This window comes from Dyadobacter sp. CECT 9275 (assembly GCF_907164905.1).
GTDB classification, from domain to species: Bacteria; Bacteroidota; Bacteroidia; order Cytophagales; family Spirosomataceae; genus Dyadobacter; species Dyadobacter helix.
On record NZ_CAJRAF010000001.1, the window covers coordinates 1,080,677 to 1,100,101 of the forward strand.

The window sequence follows — 19,425 nt, forward strand, 5'->3', positions numbered from 1 at the left end:
TTTTGATAGTGTGCGAGACTGTCTGAGTAGTTGAAACTTGCTGTTTTTGATGTTAATACGGTGTTCTTGCTTTGAAAAAGCCACAGCGCGGCCAGGGCAGCGAGTATCACCACCAGGCAAATGATCAGTATTTTTTTCATTGGATAGTGGCGTGGATTCCGTTTGCAGATACGGTGTCAGTGATGATGCTTCCACCGGGCAGCTCCACCTGGATCCGGTGTGAGCGGTTATCAGCAAAACTGTTCAGATAAAACCAGGCTGTTTTGCCGTCTTTACTTTGCGAAAGTACGAAGCCACGCTTGTCATGATACGCATCGACGATCTCATCAGCAAAATCCAGAGCGGGATTGATCCAAGCCCCGTCATCGATCCTAAAACGTAGATACCTTTTTTCTCCGCCGTCAACCTTCGCGAAGGTATCATGATAAAGCTTGATACCGAAATAGGACAGATCCGCGCTGCCGGTGTAGCCAGCGTATGCCTTCTGACCAGGTTTGGCAAAATGCGGAAAACCGCCCTGCGGACTACTGGCACCGTTAGGATACCAAATGCCATTGCTCCACTGCGGGTAAAAACTGCGACTGCTTTGTTTGCCAGGCGCTCCCCATTCCACATAAATACTCCCATAGATCTGGCTCAGAAAACTGTAAGCAATCATCACATTAGGATCCAGCGGGATTTTGTCCTGCTGGTAGTATTTGCCGTTCGGATAAACGTACTCGTAAAAATTATTAGGCCGCCATTCGTGAACCCCGAACAAGAAAATCCCTGCCTTGTAGCCCATCTTTTTGATGAGCTCCATTTTAAACAGGCTTTGGTAAATAGCATCGTTTTGGATGTCAGGCGCATTCAAATAAACAGCATCAACGATAAGGTTTGTACTGGCCAGCGTGCCGCCCGGTGTAAAATTCTTGGACGGCAGTTGATCCACCGGCAGACGCATGAGGTCTTTGGCGGCTTGTCTGCCAGTAGCCAGATTTACAGATTCCGGCCAGAACTGAAAGTAATTATGGCAGATCAGGTACGGGATACCGCGCTTTCCAAACCGCTCTTCGTAGCGCTCACGCAGCCTTTTGTAAAAATGCCGCCACATATCGGCTTCCTGTGGCATGACAGAGTTACCTTCCAGACTTTCCCCAATCCAGATAGCGTCTGATATATCAGCCTCGTTGGCTTTCTGGATGGCCTGTTCAGGTGTCAGCGGGCCATTAGGCCAGTATTTTGTATTGTAGCCGTCTTTCCAGTTGTCGGGTCCACTTTCGGGCAAATGCAAAAAGTGCTCGGTACGCGGCACATCATTGTAAGTCTGCCCGGCATCTTTCAGCAGGTTAACTTCTTTGTTTCCATCCGCGTCATTCCAGGGCAGCTGAAAGTGTGAGAAGTGGGTAACACCTTTTCGTCTCAAAAGATCAATGTTCCACTCGCCTATTGAGGCAATCCAGAAGTGATCCTTCGGCAGCTGCATATCTGGAGCAAAATCCGCCCATTGGGTGTTTTGCACAGACGGGTTATAGGCTTGCGGAATAAAATTCAAAAAACCGGTTTTTCGGCCTGCGTCTGTGCCGGTGAAAACGCTGGTGTAAATAGCCGCCGAGCTGTTATAACTAAACGGGGTTCCGGCAGTGGTGGAATAGTAGTAGGTATTATCCTTGTCTGACCATTTGTTGACCGTTTCCAGCCCCACACGCGTCTTCATTTTCCAGATCCGGAGCGGTCCGTTACTTTGCAGTTTATAGCCAGCAAGCGGCACACCCTGGGTTAAAAGCTCGGCATTGATCATGTAGCGGAATTCATAACCTTCTTCCAAGCCTGGTGTGGCCATATCATCAAGGATCCAATCACCTGGTTTACCTGAAAAACGGATATCCATGTGCTCGGGCAAACCTCGGGTGATCACTTTATGCGTTAGTCCGGAAGAAACAGGATCGATAGATCCGGTTGAAGCGGGTACCCCAAAACCCTTTTCACTGGGAGCGGACGAGCAGCTTTTTCCTGTAAAAACCAGTGTATAAGATCCGGCAGGTAATGATGCAAATGAGATGCCTGGTGTACTATTCTGCGGCTCGAGCTCACCTGAGCGGACCGTTTTGCCCGAAGCATCTTTGATCTTCCAGGCAATCTTAAAGACTTTGACCCCATGAAAAGTGGCAATCAAAGAAACTGGTGTTATGCTGGAAACTGCTTTAAGCTCCGGCCCGGCCTCGCAGGGTGAAAGGTTTAAGTCCGGATCCTGAGTAGTACTACCCAGCTCGGCCAGTGCCTGACGGACGTAAGTTTTTAGATAATTCTTTCCCACCAGTGTATCCGGGATCGGCACCTGGACGGTGATCTGTGCGCTGGCCGTTAAGTGCCGCACAGAAAGCAGCGCGAATAAAAGCAGTTTTTTCATAACAGGATATGTGGTTTGTGTGTGTAATCTTCCGCTTCGTCTTCAATCAAATTGGCGGTGTAATATTCGGGAAACTGGACTGCTGATGCGTTTTGGTCCATAAACTTTCTGAGCTGGGCCAGGTAAAGCTGTGCATCCTGCCACAGCTGGCGGCGCTGGGCCTGCCGGTAGGATTTATCGGCAATGTCTTCCTCACGGATCCCGTCTTTCTTTCGGATCTGCCGAACGCCTTCATGATCCACCAAAAGAGGCAGGTATGGGTAAGCTTCATGTAGCGTCAGGTAAGCCAAAGCAAAGCGGATCTTTTCAATCAATGTGTTTTCAACAGTACTTAAAGTAATACTGCTGTCCTGATAGCGGGTTTTAAGTTTTTCAAGTACAGGCTCGGTGATACTGTCTGCGATATACAGACTTTCAGCACGCTGGATGAATTTAACCAACTCACCAAAGAAACGGCGATTTCTTCCCACCAGCGGCACATAACTGCCCAGCTCGTCCGCGCTTCTCAGAAACAGGCTTCGCCTGATTTTGTAGGATTCTGAATCTGTCCAGACCTGTGGCCGGGTTTCTTCCAGGGTTAGCCAGAAGGATTCAAAGAACAGATCCGCCATGGCCATGTTGGCCTCGCGGGTATCGACATACTCCCATTTGGTGATGGCGATGGTATTGGCCGGTGAGTTTTTAGCCATACCCAGATCACCCACCCGCTGTTTCAGGTGTGGCAGGGCCATATCATAGGCCGTCCAGCAGATGCAGCCTTCGGCGCACTCGCGCAGCTCACTGGTGTCAGTTCCCAGAAAATCATAAAGCTCAGCGCCGATGTTTCTTTTAAAGTCACGCTCAGCGGTCCTGACAAATGGCAGCACAGTATCAAAGCTGAGTTTGGTCTGAATACCGCCGATGTGTTTTTTGAGGGTTTCAAGTGTTACCAGCATCATTGTCCTGTGTTTAAGCTTGCTTGTTTTCCGTTCGGATCCGTGTCCAGTGTGGTCAGCTGCACACCTTTGACAGCGGCCACTACATCCCGGTACCCCATGATCCTTAGGTTCTGATTGATCGGTTTAAGTGTCAGATACCGGTGGATCGGTGTTCTGTACTCACTTTGAAAGTCTGCCATCACCCGGATCTGACTGCCGCTATCGTTTCCCTGACCAGGATTCACACCCGCCAAGGTAGGCAGTATACCAATTGAGTTGGCTATCGACTGATTGGAGTTCTTCCAAACTTTGTCGTAAGCGTCATCGGACATCTCGTTTTTAAGAGGTACAACGTCCACATTGTCGAGCATCTTGCCGTCACTGCCCCTTAAATACTTAATGAGCATGGTTTTGTTGACATTCTCCTGACCGGCCAGCCACTTGGAAAGGTTATCCGAAAAGTTGCTCCAGCGCGCTTTCACATCCTTGGCATCAGCATTGCGGTTGCCTTCCCGGTCGAAATAATCCTGCGGCATACGGATCAGGTATTTGATGTTATAGCCATTCAGGATCCCGTTTTTATGAAAGGCTAGGATCAGATTTGCCAGCTCAATGGCATCCTGGGCACACCACCAGCTTGGAAAAGCGTAGTGGGGTTGTCCGGCAATGTTCTCTTTGGCGTGGCTGATGGTAACCGTACGGGCTTTGTTGTAGTCGATATCCAGCCGGTTAAAGGCTTTGAGCCTTTCGGTTTCAGTCGGCTGAAAGTAGCTCATGTGGCCAAAGTAAGGGTTCACATGGTACTCGGCACTTTTACCGGTAATATTGCCGATACGGGTAACAAACGAATCAGAAACCGAAAAGGTAAACCAGTTAGCAACCGGATCCCACTGCCAGCGGGTGAAAATATTGGCGTTGTCAATCCGCTGGTTGATGGCCGAAATGAAATAATCGGACAGCTCGGTGGCCTCGCTCCATTCTTCCAGGCGGGTGTCCGTGTAGGGGATCAGCTGTGGTTTTCCATCCGCGCCCGTCGTCCTTTTAAAGAAACCAATCCCGCTGCCGTATATCATATCCCGTAAGGATTCCAGAAGCGGACGAACGATGCTGTTTCTGTGGATGACCTTTCGCATCAGGTTGGGTTGATTGTCGCCGATTCCCCAGCGGATATGATCCAAAGAATCAAACTGGGGCCACAGGCTGGTGCCAAAGCTGGTATCGATACCACCACCACCAGACATTTGAAGTACCGATGCGGTCGGTTTACCTTCATTTAAAAGCCAAAGATTACTACCTAGTTGCAGCATATTCCCCGTTCGTATGGTCAATAATGTGTCCGTCCACTTCTATAAGCAGATCGATCTTGATTCTGAAAGGCTGGTTTGCTTTCTCGTGGTTGACTAACAGGAACTCGTTGTTGGTGTTCAGATTACCTCTGAAACCAGATTCCCCCGGCAGATTCTTAAAGCTCTTGGAAACCCTTTTTTTATAACCGATGCTCCCATCCAGACGCCGGTATTTGACCGAATGAACAGACGGATTCCCCTGAGCGTCATCAGAACGCAGCCAGGCCATGGCTACTTTACGTTTAATTACTTGTTTGACAGACATGCTTCGCTGGTTGTTTTAGCGAAGATGGGGGGAGGGAGGGGGGGTGGGAAAGGACGGGAAATGGTTACAGCACAGGTAAAAGACACTAATTTTATTTATATGAATTGTAAGTTTTATTGATTATTGACTAGGTGAGCTAGGACTTGAAACATACGAATTTGTATAAAAATTTGGAGGCATGTTTATAAATAGTTATAATTGTTCAATGCATTTGTAACTTTTCAACTGTAAATTAAAGTATTTTGCAACGATATACCCTCATAAAAAAAAGATGAATGATGATACCGTAAAAGCAAGTCCGACGAAAAGATTTTTTGTTGAAATGCTTACTAGAGACATTGAAGTTCAAGACGCTATTCTTGACTTGCTGGATAATTGTGTGGATGGAATTTTGCGGACAATTGATAGGAACAGTCCATCTCAAACACCATATGAGGGTTATTACGCAAGGATTAATTTTGATAACCAATCATTTGAGATTCAGGATAACTGTGGGGGTATACCCAAAGATGTGGCGATTAATTACGCGTTTATGATGGGGCGTCCTAAAAAGGATCGGGATGAAGACTTACCTACTGTTGGTATGTATGGTATAGGTATGAAACGGGCTATTTTTAAATTAGGAAGATCTTGCACTGTAAAATCTTACACAAAAAATGATGCGTTTGAGGTCACTATAGATCCAGTGTGGATGTCTTCTGACGATAATTGGAATTTGGGGTTAAACAATATTGACAATATCGGTAATATTGTTGGTACGCATATTAAAATAGAAGATTTTCCTATAAATATTAAGGAATACTTTGATGCAAATATGCCTGTTTACACGTCTCTTCCTGCGACAATCGCTCAGCATTTCAGTTTTATTATAAAAAAGGGATTTAAAATATTCGTCAACGAGATTGAGATCAATCCTAAGGATGTTTCACTTTTAATATCTTCTGATGGTCAATTGATTAGAAATTCAATTACTCCCTACATGTACCAAGGCACTATTAATAGTGTTAATGTTTATTTGGTTGTTGGCTTTTATAAACCAATGATCGATTCCGATGAACTCGAAGAAGAAGCAAAAACAAGGAGGTCAACAGAAGATGCTGGTTGGACAATAGTTTGTAATGATAGAGTTGTCTTATATAACGATAAAACTATACTTACAGGTTGGGGAGAAGCGAACGTCCCATCATATCATACTCAATTCATTGGGATATTTGGAATTGTATTTTTTGAATCCAACCATGCTAGTAATCTTCCCCTTACGACAACAAAAAGAGGTGTGGATGGATCTTCGACTATTTATTTGAAGGTAAAAAACTTTATGAGGGATGGTCTAAAAAAATTCACTGATTATACTAATTATTGGAAACCATTTAACAAAGAACAAAAAGAATTTGTCGAAAATGCAATCCCGAAAGATATAATATCTCTTGCGAAAACTGAACGTAATGATGCTTGGAATCGTGTTAGAGGGAGTGATAATGAATATAAGTTAGATCTGCCGTTGAGACGACCTCCAGAAGTAAACTCTGATCCGATGCAGTCAATTAGATTTTTTAAAAAGAAAAGCGAAATAGAAAGGGTGAAAAATTATTTTTTTGATGAAGAACAAAGAGTTAAGCCTTCTGAGGTAGGAGTAAAATGTTTTGATAGTATTTTAAATCAGTTGGAGCAATGAGCGGGGGGTATGTTTGGTATCATCTACGCCCAAATAAGGCGGTGGAACGACAACTATTTATAGAATTGTTAGCAAAGTTAAACAGGTATCTTCCCATCTCTGATTATTGCTACATTAGTTTTGGCGGCCCTTATTTTGAGGATTTTAAACTAATTCATACTCATTTTGCCAACACCAAAATGATTTCAATTGAAGAAGATCCGAATGTCTTTGAGCGACAGAAGTTTAATCTTCCTCATGCTTGCATCAGAACAGAGAATTGCACAAGCGGGCAGTTCATAACTGATAGATTGGATAGTAATGAGTCAAACATTATTTGGCTTGATTATGCTTCTGCAAGTGACCAATTGAGGCAATTTACTGAATTCCAATCTTTGCTGTCGAAAAGCAGGTTATATGATGTAATAAAAATTACTTTAAATGCAAATCCGTCTTCTCTGTTTGACGGCTCCCAAAGAAAAATAGATGGATCAAACTATACATCTGCGGAATTATACTCTAATCGCTTGGAAAAGTTAAACGAAAGAATTGGTAGTTTTCTCCCCAACAATTTGGTAGCTAATCAAATGACGAAAGATCAGTATCCAGCAGTTTTAAACAGAGCTCTTGATATTGCTGCGTCTCAAATTATTACTACTGTCGATAACAATTTAAGATTTCAGCCGCTTACCTCTTTTTATTACGGTGACTCAGAGCACCAAATGCTGACTGTAACTGGGATTGTCATTAATCATACTGAAATTACTGAGTTTTTAAAAGCAACAGGAATAGATAAATGGGATCTTGCTTCAACAGTATGGGGGACTACAAAATTAATTCAAGTCCCAGCATTAACAGCGAAGGAGAAATATACGTTAGATCAAAAAATTCCGAATCAGGATATAGGGGAATTACAAGCTGTCCTTGGATTTTATTTTGACCAAAAGAAGAAAATTCACGATCAGATTCTTGACAGCTATCAAAAATATTATAGATACTATCCATCTTATCATAAAGTGGTGTCCTAAAGTCTATCAAAAATAACTTTGAGTATTTGTTCTGCGACTATTGGGCTTACACTATTGCCAATTTGACGGAAACTATGCCATTTCGTCGGATGAAAAGTAAACCAATCTGGAAACCCTTGTAGTCTTGCGGCTTCGCGAGGAGAGATAACACGTGGATGAAGATAATGGATGGGTCTAACGGCTTGGAAACTACCTTTATCGCTCCCAGTCCCGGCTCTTAACGTTGGGCAGAAACCTTTGGGGTTAAGCTTTGTGGATTTTGATATTTTATCTTGTTCTCCAAATTTTAAATCTCTGTATCTTTTTTCTATTTCTTGAGAATGAACAGTACCTAAAAATCCTGACACTTCGTGATTGCTTTCCAATCGCCTAATTGCTTCCAAATTTCCAACATTTGATGGAATTTTGTCGAACAGCCTAGAGCCAAAAAAATCATTTTTTATTTTTTGCATCTCAATTTTTCTCCAACCCAATTCTTCCGTTTGCCAGTTGGGACTAATTTGGGTTGGTAGCCCCATAAGTCCAGTTTCTACGTTGACTATTTCAACCTCAGGATGCGGATGAAAATCACTGGATGATAAGCTTTTAGAGAATCTCTTTTGGTCATATCCTACATAAAATATTCTAGTTCGAATGGTTGGGGCTCCATAATCACTGGCCGTAACTTTAAGAGGGCCAATTATTTGATAGTCATCAAGTACCAAATTAAAAGCTGTACCTCTTAATTCATCATAACGTTTGTCTAAAATGCCAGGGACGTTTTCCACTACAAAAAATTTGGGCTTAGTTTCTTTAACAAGCCTGAAAAAGTGGCAAAAGAGATCATTTCTCATGTCAGACAAAACTCTCTTACCAATATAACTAAATCCTTGGCACGGTGGACCACCAATCAAGCCATCTAAGGCATTCGTTGGAATAGCAGAAATGTCAAAGATATCTTTACCAGTTAATTTCCCAATGTCAATGTCCGAGTGAATACTTGAAGGGAAATTTTTTACGTGGCTTGCAATAGCTTTACTATCTATCTCAAAAGCAGATTTTACATGAAAACCCGCCCTGGAGGCACCTAGACTTAAGCCACCAACTCCTGCAAATAAATCAACAACAATTGGGGAACTGGACATTAATAGAGGAACTTTTTTCCAAAGTTAGACTAAAATAATCAAAATTTAATATGTAACCGATATTTACATTTTAAAGAAATTAAATTCTTGTGCAATAAATTTGGCCAAGGATCTTTATATCAAATCGTTTCATTTATAGTACCAGGTGTTAACTGCACTTGGTCACAAGTCAATAAAGGAGGATTTTATACTGCTCGTACTCTGATCTTCAAAATGCCGCCTCACTCATCACCTTCCTCATCTAACATATTAGCGAGATCCTTCGCAAAGCTCTGCATGCTCTCTATGAATTCACGCGCCTCTTTGCCAAGTAGTTCGCGGAAATGTTTGGTTTTGTACTCATCGTAATAGTGTAGCCATACCATATCCGGAGCAACAATTTTATAAAAGAAGTTTTCCATAACTAAGATATTTACAATTCAAAAGTAATGGATATATTCCAATAATTGGAATATATCCATTATTAAATTCTCAGGTCGTGCGAAGAAGCTTTATGCTATTGTAAAAGAAGAATAGAAATCCAGGCGTAGCCTGAAGTTGGACCATTCGGATGCTTCATTTAGCGTTGTATTTGAGCTTTTGCCAGCATCTGCGGGCCGATCCTCGGAAAAATCTGGCGCTACCGGTTTATTTTCGCTGGCTTCTTTAAGTGCAGCCTGATAATTTTCAAGTGATCCATACTCCTTGATCATATCATAAATATGCGATACAATACTTCCCATAATGTTTTTAGTTAATGGTGATAGGATAATCCGGCCTTCGGCCCATGTTGACAAGGATTTGATCCAGATTACTAAGGATGGACTGCGTGTGAGCAGTAGCAGGCTCAAAGCGCAGCCGGTAATGTAATACCCTGGCCACTGAAAGTGGGATAGTCTGCTGTTTGATCTGATGCTGGTGGCCTGGCAGCTCATAACTGAGCGAACGTTTGTACCAGCTCAGATAAAATTCAGCCAGGATCAAGGTCTCAACTCTGACGTTTTCCTTTTGGGCTATTTGCAACGCCTCTCCCAGGATCCGGAGAATGGTGAGCACTTCAAATTTGCCCAGCTTAATTTTTACGACAGGTACCAGACTCACCATTCGAAGGGCTGTACCATGGTCCATACGCCCTTTTCAAACTGGTAGATCTTGTTGAAGGCTCCCAGCTTCTTATGCTGACGGGTGTCAAAGATGGCCCCAGAGAATGTAGAACCACGAAAGTACTTCTCAAACACACGCAACATTTCATTAATGCCATCGCTGATGGTCATAATCTTGTTAGGCTGTGCATGCTCATTGCTCCATTTTCCCCAGGTGTTTCCATCATGGAATTTGAGTATCATAAAACAGCTGGCCATTTGCTTCTGCAGTGCCGCTCTTTCAGGACTCAGCCCTTGTTTTCTGTTGGGCTCAAAACTTCTTCTTGATTTCATAAGGATTGGTTTAAAAGGAATAATTCAAGTTCTTGTAACCATTAATAAGAATAGTAACCCCGGCCATCGCCCTGCATGAATTCTTCTACATACACGATGGTTTCTTTGCTGATCTCTCCGGCCAGTGCTCGTTTTTTACGCGGCTGCATATAAGCGGGGGCCTGAAAACTCCTGGCTTGTTGTTCCAGATACTGTTTGCAGAAGATGTCCTGCCACTTCTTTCCCTGTCCGGCAAATATGACGCTGTAATATTGAAAGAGTGCGAGCTGGTCTTTGCCGGATACCTCCTTTCTTGGCTTTTCATTGAGCCGTAGTTTTTCAAAGTCGCGTCGTGCGGTACGCAACAACGCCTCACAGCGTTTTAGTTTTGCTTCCTGTTTGTCTGCATAATCCTGCCGGTGCCTGGCGTGACGGATGGCATCCTTTTTCATCCAGGCATCTATGCCAATAAAGCCTTTCATGTTTGCTGCGTCAAAATAACCCTTTCCAGGAATATGGACCGCATAGGGATCTGGCCGGTAAGCATCCGGATGCATATCATAATAGCGGCCTGCTTTATCAAGTTTGGACATTTGGACCTGAAAGTAGTCATGCCACTGTTTTTCAGTCCAATCACCCTGGAAGTTTTCAAACACTCCGGCTGAAATAGCTGCCAGTGCTTTTTCCTGCTGCTCTTTGCTGAATTCACGGTTTGGATAAACGACCTTCCAGGCATAGAGCCAGAATTCCATGAGCATATACAGGAAATTAGACTGCAGTCCTTTTGGCCCTTTTGGTTTTCTAGCTTCCAGCATGGCCGTGGCCTTTTCAATGCGTTTTTGATGGTTAGCAGCTGCGACTTCGGCCCGGCTTTCGCCGCCGCCCGCCGCCGGAATCTTCTCTCTGTGATCACAAGCAGCAGCATTGAGACCTTGCTCTTTGGTTTCGGTCTCACCCCTCTGTCCCTGAATGCTCTCTCTGTGCATAATTAACATATCCGCTCTCCCTTTTTCTTTTTCTGAAATCTCTATGTGGGTACTGGTATGCGGAAAAATTTTCCGTTGATCGCCCTCCAGGGCCATTTTAAGGCTGTTTTCAGCGTTTTCAGTCCCGGCTTCACCATACAGATATGGAGCAGCTATCCACAGTTCAAAATCACGTTTGGAGCCGTGGAATTTGGTCTGGATAAAGCCCAGTTCACGCAGTCGGATGATGTGGTTACGTACCGTCCGGTCTGTACAGCGGGCATATTTCGCCACCCGGATCGCATTCGTACGCAGCGCCGGAGGGTTAGCTACATCGTGGAATTCCATCGGTAGGATTTCGCGGGTACGGTTGTAATTGTGGATGTACTCTGTCAGCAACGTGTGAAAGGTAGTGGTGACCGCTTCGGGAATAATCCCCTGTCTGCGGGTGATCAGCATCTCACCATTCGCACACCTGCGTTTATGTGAAACGGATGGACAAGCGTCATTGTGTGCATCAAAAGCCTGGGTGGCCCGCCTCATGACCTGTGAGGCTTCAATTCTTGGCAGCATAAATGCTTACACGGTAAAAGTTATACGTTTGATAAAATATCCTCTTACCCGTGCCGGGAGCTACCCCGATCACGGTATCAGAGAACCTGGAAGGTTTCAGTCCCTACCCTGTGGCGGGAGGCAGAATCGAACTGCCGTCCTGTGGATTAGACCCACCGAGCTACCGCTGCTCTATCCCGCAAAGTAATTTTCTACTGCCACTACTGCTGCCATTCTGGAAGTGATCCGCTCACCGGGGTTAAATTCGGTCACTTTCTCCCCTTGGTGAAGCATGACCCGCCATTGGCCAGGTGTTGGCCGCATGATATAGGCCAGGGTTTCAGCATAAGGTTTGGGGGTGCCATCCAGTGTGGGCTCGTAGCGCCAGCGGCCATAAAAGTGCAGATGCTCACTGGCATCCACCCAGCCATAGTTCCAGCTCAGATTCATAGATTCAAAAGTTCTTCCTCAGAGATAATTTCGCCTGAACTGGGATCAGAAGTAACTTTTGAGCCCCAAAGCAACAGCAAAACGCACAGTACGAGGTAATAAGCGAAGAAATAAATCATGGTTTTTTCTGATTGGCCAGCACGATGCTGCGTGAAACAAAAAGAAATACGGTCACCAGCGAGCAGGCCAGGATCAGGTTGGTGTTTTCACCACACCATTCGGCGATTTTTTCACCCGAGAGAACCAGGCCGATTACAGTTGTGAGGGTTTTGGATGGAGTCATCAGACTAATTCACATTTAAGTTTAGGGTGTTCAAAAAGCGGGGCGGTCTGCGGGAGTTCTTTAACGATCACGTCGCGGACGTAAGCAGGCAGCAGATGAGCTTCAACACGTTCGTGGATGCCTCTCCATCTCCCTTCGCTCAATCCGAGAGCCAAGAGATCTGCCTTAATTTTCATCCTTCGCCACTCCGACTGAGCAAATAGCACCTCGCCCAAAGGGGTCCTGTTTTTGTTACTTACAATGTTCATGTGGTGGGTTACAATATCGTTCGCAATTTTAATTACGATTCAAATGTAAAGAGATTACTATACAAAAGACAAGTAATAATTGTAAAATATTTTAAAGTGATCAATAATGATTTGATAACTAGTTACTTAACTTAATTTTTGTTATTTATGGGATAGTTGGGTGGATACAAAACCTTCTAAAATGCGGCTAGATCATAGAAAAATTGAAGCAAATTCTTGAAGTTTACATTACAAATGTTAATATTTGTAATAATATGACAGTATAAAACTTTTGAATTGTAAACTAATATTTAACTATATGCTAAAAATTCCGATAGGGGTGGTCCTCAAACAGATCATTGACGAAAAAAGAATTAAAGCGCAGGACGTTGCTATAAGTTTGGGAGTAACCAGGCAGGCTGTATATCAGAGTTATTCAAAATCCGAGTTGTCCGATGGTGAAATTGTGAGGTGGGCTAATGCTCTTAAAATAGATAAGTCCGAGATTTTGGAAAGATGGAAAAATGCTATGAAAACAAATGCAGAGGCATCGAAGGATGATAACTACCTTTTACAACATTTGGCCAACTTAGAAGAACAATTTCGTTCTTTGGCGGAGCAACTCAAGGTAAAAGATAAGCAGCTTGAAGGTATGCAACGGACTATTGATGTTCTACTGGGAAAGTCTGAGGACGTAATCAAATTGATGACCGCCCGCGTTATTCCTTTGCTTCCGGAAATGGAAGAAAGAGCTTAACGGTTACGGGATCGGTTACGTCCCAGTTTTGCAATGGCAAAACATGGTCAAAACCAACTATTTAAAGGCAGAATTTCGGGTACCTCTCTCTCTGCAAAATGCCCTTCCAAGCAATTGGAGGGGCATTTTTTGTATTCGGGACAATTGCCGGGACAAAGACGCGTAAGAAGAAACACACACGCTAACAAAATGACAAAGGACCAGAGCAGCGATAGGCCGTTTAAACGCGCTGTGCTGCGGGATCGTGGAGGAGATTTGACGAAGGAATGGTACGTTGAATATTATGCGTATGATGAGTCGGTCGGAGATCTGGTCAGGAAGCGCGTTAACATTCCCACTTCTTTTCAAACCAAAAAGGCGCGCATGGCTGAGGCTGTTAGGCTGATCGCGGAAATTAATCAATTGCCTGAAAGCGGACATTACTTTATAAATGGTTCAACAACTCGGCCCGGTTTATCGCCAATCGGGAGCAAATTACTCGGACCATACTACCTTTTTTTCGGATACAACCGCAAGTATGTAGAGGAGAAATTTACTATTGGCAAGTGCAGTAGAATTTTCTGACATTCATCTTATTGAACAATTATGATGGAGCGCAACGGTGTCTATTGTCAGCTCTTTTCTTGTCTATCTTGCCACAGGTTAATGCGATCCTTTGAAAATGGAGTCAGTGATTTTAGACGATGGGGATTTGGTTGAGGGTATCCGCAGCGGGAACGAGGGGTCTTTTACGGCTGCCTACTATCGTTATCACCGATACCTTTACTATTTCGCGCTGCGTTTTATGAAGTCTCCTGCGCTTGCCGAAGAAGTGGTCCACGATGTGTTTCTGAAAGTTTGGGAAAATCGGCTAAGACTTAAAACGGAACTCTCCTTTAAGGGATATTTGATCAAGATTACAAAGAACCATGTATTGAACCTGCTTGCCCGCGCTTCGCGTGAAGAGCAGATCAGGTCCGAAATCCTGTACTTCACTCCGGAAGGTTCGGAAGACACTGAAAACAGTATTTATGATCGTGACTACCAAAAACACGCTGAGGAAATCATTTCCATGCTGCCTGAACAGCGTCAGCGGATTTTCCGGATGTACCGTTACGAGGACATGTCCGGCGACGAGATAGCAGATCTTCTGAATATCTCAAAAGGAACTGTAAAGGATCATCTTTTAAAGGCAAACCGTTTTATCAGGAAATATCTGCACCGCATCGTCCCCTTGTCTTCCGACCTGTTTATTGTGTTATTTATTCATTTCATGTAATTTATTTAAATTCATGGAATAGGTGAGTGGCGTAGTATCTCTGAGCAGTGGCTTGCGTGGAGGGGAATGGAGGGAATGTTTTGTACAATTCGCTGAATGATTCCCATAAGATACCACTTTGCAATGCTGCATTCGCAGAAATTTTATTTTTCTAATTGTTTTTATAATTATTTTCCAGATCAAGCATGCCTGCATGCTGGGTAAAGAGTATTACATACAGAGCAGATATAATCTATGGCCAGCAAGATATATATACAATCGCTTCTTAAAAAGTTTGTCGAAAATCGCTGTTCGAAAGAGGAGCAGACGGAGTTGTTCAATTTTTTGAATACACCTGAGGGACAGTACTTTCTGAGGGAATCCATGGATGTGGAATGGGACGCTGTTGAGCAAATCAACCAGGATCTTGATCCGGCTGTCAGTCAGCGCATTTTGAACAAGCTGCATGAAAGTGTGGCCGAAAGCGAGCGGAAGTGGAACAGGAGATGGTTTGCAGATAATGCGCGGGTTTGGAGAGTTGCGGCTTCGTTGATCGGCTTCCTGATTGTTTTTGGACTGGGGCAGCAACTTTATGGTAAGTTTAAAACATACCATTATGCCACGGAAAAAGGGCAGCGCCGAACAATTATTCTGCCCGACGGTTCCCGTGTATCATTGAACAATAATTCTGCGCTGACTTTCAATTCAGGGTGGAATTCCCGGAATGTAACCTTATCGGGAGAAGCCTATTTCGATGTGAGCCACGATAAGGAGAAACCCTTTTTTGTCGAAACCTCGGAGATCGAAATTAAGGTTTTGGGAACCGCTTTTAATGTAAATGCTTATCAGTCAAATAAAACCGTTGAAACTATGCTGATACGCGGGCGGGTATTGATCAAAGATATCTCAAAGGGAGAAGAGGGTGGAGGTGAACTCGTTTTGAGTCCCAACGAAGTTGCGTTTTTTGACCGTAAACAATCGACGATGACCAAGACAAGTCAGGCTGCGTCAGAATTAAAGTTCTGGCATCGTGGCAACCTGGTTTTTGAAGATGAGCCTTTGCATGTGATCATTCCTGAACTGGAAAAGTGGTTTGATACAAGAATCAGCATAGATGCACAATCCAGGAATTGCCGTTTTAGTTTGAACATCGACAGGGAAACGCTGCCCGAAGTAATGAAACTCTTTGAAGTGTCGAGCGGAGCCAAACTGGAATTTAAGAAGAAGGAAGTAAGGCTTAGCGGAGCCCTTTGTCATTAAAAATTTATCATTTAACGACGTCGCCTATAGAGAAACAACTACGTAAAACATGTTGACCCTATTGCCGGGAGCGATCAATAAGGGTACAAAAAATGCTTTCCATCATCTCGCCAAAGACCACCGGAAAGCATTCAGGTTTAATTCGGATTTTACTTTTACTAAACCAATCCAAAAGTATGAAAAATACTTTACAACAAGGCTATGGCTTTGCTGAGAACCTCATTAAATCGAACAAATTAAAGTGGGCCTGTATGTTGACCTTGGTTCTTGTACTGATGCAGGCACTTCCTTTTCAGGCGCAGGGTACGCCTTTGGAGGTCAAAGTGTCCATTTCAAGCCGGGAGGTTTCCCTGAAGGAGGTATTGAACAAGCTTGAAAAGCAAAGTGATCATCACTTTTTTTATAATACCGAACAGGTTGATGTCAATCGGAAAGTGACGGTTAAACTCGCTGGGTCTCTGGATGAGGCTCTGAAGACACTCTTTGAAAATACGGACATCACATATCAGATTGCCGGAAAGCAGATATTACTTAAGAAACGTCCTCTTGCAAAAGCCGCTGCGTTGAACGGCCCAGTGCTGTTACAAATAGAAACGGAGATGAAGGTGCCTCCTGCTGATTTACGACCCCAGATCATTGAGCGAATGCTGCTTCGCAATGCGGATCGGGAGGTAAGGGGGCGGGTTTCCGAAGAGAGTGGCCAGCCTTTGCCAGGGGTTAATATCGCCATAAAGGGAACTACGCGGGGCGCCATTTCCGACGCAAACGGCAATTATTCCATTGAAGTGATGGATAGGAATTCGGTCCTCGTTTTTAGTTTTGTGGGTTATGAAAGAAAAGAAGTGGTCGTTGGTGAGCAGACGGCCATCGATGTATTACTGAAAATTGACCCCAAATCTTTGAATGAAGTAGTCGTGGTGGGGTACGGAGCAGTGGCCAAGCGCGATATCACGGGTTCGATTTCTTCTATATCTCCTGCGGAGTTCAAAAACCATCCGATGAATGACTTCTCTCAGGTGCTTCAGGGAAGAGCGCCTGGAATTACGGTAACCAATACGACGGGATCGCCCGGGCAAGCAGCCAAAATCAGGATCAGGGGCGCCAATTCGCTATCGGGTGGCAATGATCCCTTGTTTATTATAGACGGCGTTCCCGCGAGCTACGACATCAATATCAACGACATTAAATCGGTTGAAATTCTGAAAGATGCGTCGGCAACCGCGATTTACGGTTCCAGGGGAGCCAATGGTGTAATTATCATCACCACGCTAAGGGGAGAATCAGGCAAGCCCAAAATCACGGTGAGCAGCAATATTGGTTTCAGCCAGGTCAGAAAAAAATATGACCTTCTCAAAGCGGCGGAATACGCTACGCTAACCAACACCGTTTATGGGAGCAAGATTTATACAGACACTGATATCCAGGACTTTGCTGCCAAAGGAGGTACCGACTGGCAGAGCGAAATTTTTAAACCCGGGTTCAGCCAGAACTATCAGCTGTCTGTTTCTGGCGGGGCAAAAAATGTGAAGTATATGGTTTCGGCCAATTCCACCGACGAGAAGGGAACACTTTTGAATACCAGCCGCAAAAGGCTTACGTTCAGAAGCAATTTAACCGCAGACCTTACTCAGAATCTGCAGGTTGGATTTGATATCAATGCTCAAAGAAATGAGCGGCATAACCCTGACCTGGGTAACGGTGGTGATAAGGCAAATCCGATTTACCAAAGTCTGCTATGGTCGCCTACCGAACCAATATATGCTGCCGACGGATCCTACAACAAGGTGGATAAATACGGAGCTTTGGGTAAAAACCCTGTTTTGTTGGCTAAGGAGCCACTTTCTGATGCTTTTTCGCAAGGCGTGACCATCAATTCTTTTGTGAAATATAAAATACTGGAAGGCTTGTCTTTCAACGGTGTAGCACTTGTGACTAAGTCAACAGGCGATAACAGAAGTTCCACCAACGCAAATCTTTCCAGCGCGCTTTCCGCGTCCAGAAGTTCGTCGGATAATCTGTCCTGGCAGGTAAACGCCCTGATGACCTACGAAAAAAAGTTTCTGGACAAACATCATTTGTCGTTTTTGGGAGGATTTGAGCAGTTCGTGAATGAGTCCAATGGATTTTCTACAACGGCCATGGGTATCACCGACTACTACAATATCGGAAGCAGCTCGAGCGTCACTTCCAGCAGCGGATATTCTTATTCTGCATTGCAGTCGTTCTTTGGCCGCGTTAATTACGCGTTTAATTCGAGGTATCTTCTCACGGCCACCTATCGTGCGGATGGTTCTTCCAAGTTCAAAGACAAAAATAAATGGGGTTATTTCCCGTCCATGGCCGTAAGCTGGATTGCTTCGGAAGAAGAATTTGTGAAAAACTGGGGTGTCTTTGATAATCTGAAATTCAGGGCAAGCTGGGGAGTTACCGGCAACCAGGCAATTGCACCCTATGCAACTTTATCATCATTGGGAACAGGTCAGTATTCGTACGGCTCGGCTGTTACGTACAAAGGCACCAGACCGAACGGCGCTGCCAACACCGGCCTCCGCTGGGAAGAAACCACCCAGCAGGACGTTGGATTGGATCTCACATTCTTCAACAGCAGGGTTTCTTTGTCACTCGATTATTTCAAAAAGCAGACCAAAGGTGTTTTGATCAATAAATCGCTACCCGACTATGACGCAGGCTACAGTGTTTTACAGAACATTGGCAGGATTGATAATAAGGGCTTCGAACTAAATGCCGATTACATTGCCCATCAGACAAAGGATTTTTCCTGGAGAATCAATTTTAACTTTTCGACCATCCGGAATAAAGTGATCAACCTTGGTGACGAGAAGCGTATTTTCAGCGGCGCGAATTACTATGGCGCGGGCGTAATGAATACCAGTCCGTATGTGATAGAGCCCGGGCAACCGCTGGGAGCCATCTGGGGCATGAAGTACCTGGGAATCTGGGGAACTAGCGAGGCGGATAAAGCGCTGACTTTTGGCAACAAACCTGGCGATTCCAAATATGAAGACTTGAATAAGGATGGCAAGATTGATGCATCGGATTATCAGATCATCGGTTATGCCAATCCCAAGTTCACCTGGGGCTTCAGTAATTCATTTACCTACAAAAATCTGGGACTGGATATCCTGCTTCAGAGTGTGCAGAAACGCGACGTTTATAATATTACGTATGCTTCTGCTGCCGTGCTGATTCCAGACGCCAGAACGATTACACTGAGGGAGGCTTCAGACGTATGGACCGCTTCTAATACAGGCGCGGCCTGGCCTGCCGTGAGTACAACCAACACCAATTACATGAATTCTTCCAGATGGCTTCAGAACGGAGGGTATGTGAAGGTGAGGAACATCAGCCTTTACTACCTGATTCCGAAACGCCTTGCCAGGATTGGCGATATCAAGGTAACGCTGAGCGGACAGAACCTTTTTACCATCACCAAATATAAGGGCTTCGATCCCGAGGTGTCATCGTCTGGTAACAGGGATGTGGAAGGCGGTATGGATTTTGGGGTATACCCAACATCCAAATTGATCACAGCAGCTCTTTCTTTAACTTTTTAATA

At 44.4% G+C, this 19,425-nt stretch carries 20 protein-coding genes; 7 read left to right on the top strand and 13 right to left on the bottom strand.

Annotation, left to right across the window (positions count from 1 at the left end; translation table 11 throughout):
• Positions 1-136: 136 nt before the first annotated feature.
• Genes KOE27_RS04445 through KOE27_RS04460 form a run of 4 tightly spaced genes read right to left on the bottom strand, consistent with a single transcriptional unit; the run spans position 137 to position 4,917 of the window.
• Positions 137-2,389, bottom strand: a complete 2,253-nt coding sequence (locus KOE27_RS04445; protein WP_215237630.1) for a hypothetical protein — start codon at positions 2,387-2,389, stop codon at positions 137-139.
• Entirely contained in the window at positions 2,386-3,327 is a 942-nt protein-coding gene (locus KOE27_RS04450) for a DUF6712 family protein (protein ID WP_215237631.1), read from the bottom strand. The genes KOE27_RS04445 and KOE27_RS04450 overlap by 4 nt, the downstream gene beginning before the upstream one ends.
• Complete coding sequence (locus KOE27_RS04455; RefSeq protein WP_215237632.1) at positions 3,324-4,613, bottom strand: hypothetical protein; 1,290 nt, start codon at positions 4,611-4,613, stop codon at positions 3,324-3,326. Before KOE27_RS04455 ends, KOE27_RS04450 begins: the two co-directional genes overlap by 4 nt.
• Positions 4,597-4,917 carry a hypothetical protein gene (locus KOE27_RS04460; protein ID WP_229252639.1) on the bottom strand — a complete coding sequence of 107 codons (321 nt, stop codon included), beginning with the start codon at positions 4,915-4,917 and terminating at the stop codon, positions 4,597-4,599. The genes KOE27_RS04455 and KOE27_RS04460 overlap by 17 nt, the downstream gene beginning before the upstream one ends.
• Before the next feature lie 271 nt (positions 4,918-5,188).
• On the opposite strand from KOE27_RS04460, the gene KOE27_RS04465 reads away from it, so the two are divergent.
• Together KOE27_RS04465 and KOE27_RS04470 are read left to right on the top strand one after the other, a co-directional pair.
• A complete protein-coding gene (locus tag KOE27_RS04465) occupies positions 5,189-6,592 on the top strand; it encodes an ATP-binding protein (RefSeq protein ID WP_215237633.1) in 1,404 nt (467 codons plus the stop codon).
• Positions 6,589-7,599, top strand: coding sequence for an O-methyltransferase (locus KOE27_RS04470; protein WP_215237634.1), 1,011 nt, complete (start codon positions 6,589-6,591; stop codon positions 7,597-7,599). Before KOE27_RS04465 ends, KOE27_RS04470 begins: the two co-directional genes overlap by 4 nt.
• On the opposite strand, the gene KOE27_RS04475 is transcribed toward KOE27_RS04470, so the two are convergent.
• The 9 genes from KOE27_RS04475 to KOE27_RS04515 form a co-directional block, all read right to left on the bottom strand.
• Positions 7,596-8,723: a DNA cytosine methyltransferase gene (locus KOE27_RS04475; protein WP_215237635.1), complete on the bottom strand. Its 1,128-nt coding sequence runs from the start codon at positions 8,721-8,723 to the stop codon at positions 7,596-7,598. The two genes, KOE27_RS04470 and KOE27_RS04475, sit on opposite strands and share 4 nt — an antisense overlap.
• 221 nt (positions 8,724-8,944) lie before the next feature.
• Positions 8,945-9,124, bottom strand: a complete 180-nt coding sequence (locus KOE27_RS04480; RefSeq protein WP_215237636.1) for a hypothetical protein — start codon at positions 9,122-9,124, stop codon at positions 8,945-8,947.
• 90 nt (positions 9,125-9,214) lie between these two features.
• Positions 9,215-9,445: a hypothetical protein gene (locus tag KOE27_RS04485; protein WP_215237637.1), complete on the bottom strand. Its 231-nt coding sequence runs from the start codon at positions 9,443-9,445 to the stop codon at positions 9,215-9,217.
• Positions 9,446-9,452: 7 nt separating this feature from the next.
• Positions 9,453-9,830: a hypothetical protein gene (locus tag KOE27_RS04490; RefSeq protein ID WP_215237638.1), complete on the bottom strand. Its 378-nt coding sequence runs from the start codon at positions 9,828-9,830 to the stop codon at positions 9,453-9,455.
• On the bottom strand, positions 9,800-10,138 hold the full coding sequence (locus tag KOE27_RS04495) for a hypothetical protein (RefSeq protein WP_215237639.1): 339 nt from the start codon (positions 10,136-10,138) through the stop codon (positions 9,800-9,802). The genes KOE27_RS04490 and KOE27_RS04495 overlap by 31 nt, the downstream gene beginning before the upstream one ends.
• 41 nt (positions 10,139-10,179) lie before the next feature.
• Entirely contained in the window at positions 10,180-11,655 is a 1,476-nt protein-coding gene (locus KOE27_RS04500; protein ID WP_215237640.1) for a hypothetical protein, read from the bottom strand.
• 171 nt (positions 11,656-11,826) lie between these two features.
• Positions 11,827-12,084: a hypothetical protein gene (locus KOE27_RS04505; protein WP_215237641.1), complete on the bottom strand. Its 258-nt coding sequence runs from the start codon at positions 12,082-12,084 to the stop codon at positions 11,827-11,829.
• A gap of 115 nt (positions 12,085-12,199) precedes the next feature.
• Positions 12,200-12,367: a hypothetical protein gene (locus tag KOE27_RS04510; RefSeq protein WP_215237642.1), complete on the bottom strand. Its 168-nt coding sequence runs from the start codon at positions 12,365-12,367 to the stop codon at positions 12,200-12,202.
• The gene (locus tag KOE27_RS04515; protein ID WP_215237643.1) at positions 12,367-12,615 is read right to left on the bottom strand and encodes a hypothetical protein; all 249 of its coding nucleotides are present in this window, start codon (positions 12,613-12,615) and stop codon (positions 12,367-12,369) included. Before KOE27_RS04515 ends, KOE27_RS04510 begins: the two co-directional genes overlap by 1 nt.
• Before the next feature lie 298 nt (positions 12,616-12,913).
• Here KOE27_RS04515 and KOE27_RS04520 point away from each other — a divergent pair, with 298 nt between their 5' ends.
• The 5 genes from KOE27_RS04520 to KOE27_RS04540 all read left to right on the top strand — a co-directional run bounded on the left by KOE27_RS04520 (position 12,914) and on the right by KOE27_RS04540 (position 19,423).
• A complete protein-coding gene (locus KOE27_RS04520) occupies positions 12,914-13,351 on the top strand; it encodes a hypothetical protein (RefSeq protein ID WP_215237644.1) in 438 nt (145 codons plus the stop codon).
• A gap of 189 nt (positions 13,352-13,540) precedes the next feature.
• A complete protein-coding gene (locus KOE27_RS04525; RefSeq protein WP_215237645.1) occupies positions 13,541-13,915 on the top strand; it encodes a hypothetical protein in 375 nt (124 codons plus the stop codon).
• Positions 13,916-14,012: 97 nt separating this feature from the next.
• A complete protein-coding gene (locus KOE27_RS04530; RefSeq protein ID WP_215237646.1) occupies positions 14,013-14,609 on the top strand; it encodes an RNA polymerase sigma factor in 597 nt (198 codons plus the stop codon).
• Between the two features lie 234 nt (positions 14,610-14,843).
• Positions 14,844-15,848 (top strand): FecR family protein, encoded by a 1,005-nt coding sequence (locus tag KOE27_RS04535; protein WP_215237647.1) that lies wholly within the window; start codon positions 14,844-14,846, stop codon positions 15,846-15,848.
• A gap of 176 nt (positions 15,849-16,024) precedes the next feature.
• Positions 16,025-19,423 carry a TonB-dependent receptor gene (locus KOE27_RS04540; RefSeq protein ID WP_215237648.1) on the top strand — a complete coding sequence of 1,133 codons (3,399 nt, stop codon included), beginning with the start codon at positions 16,025-16,027 and terminating at the stop codon, positions 19,421-19,423.
• Positions 19,424-19,425: the final 2 nt, after the last annotated feature.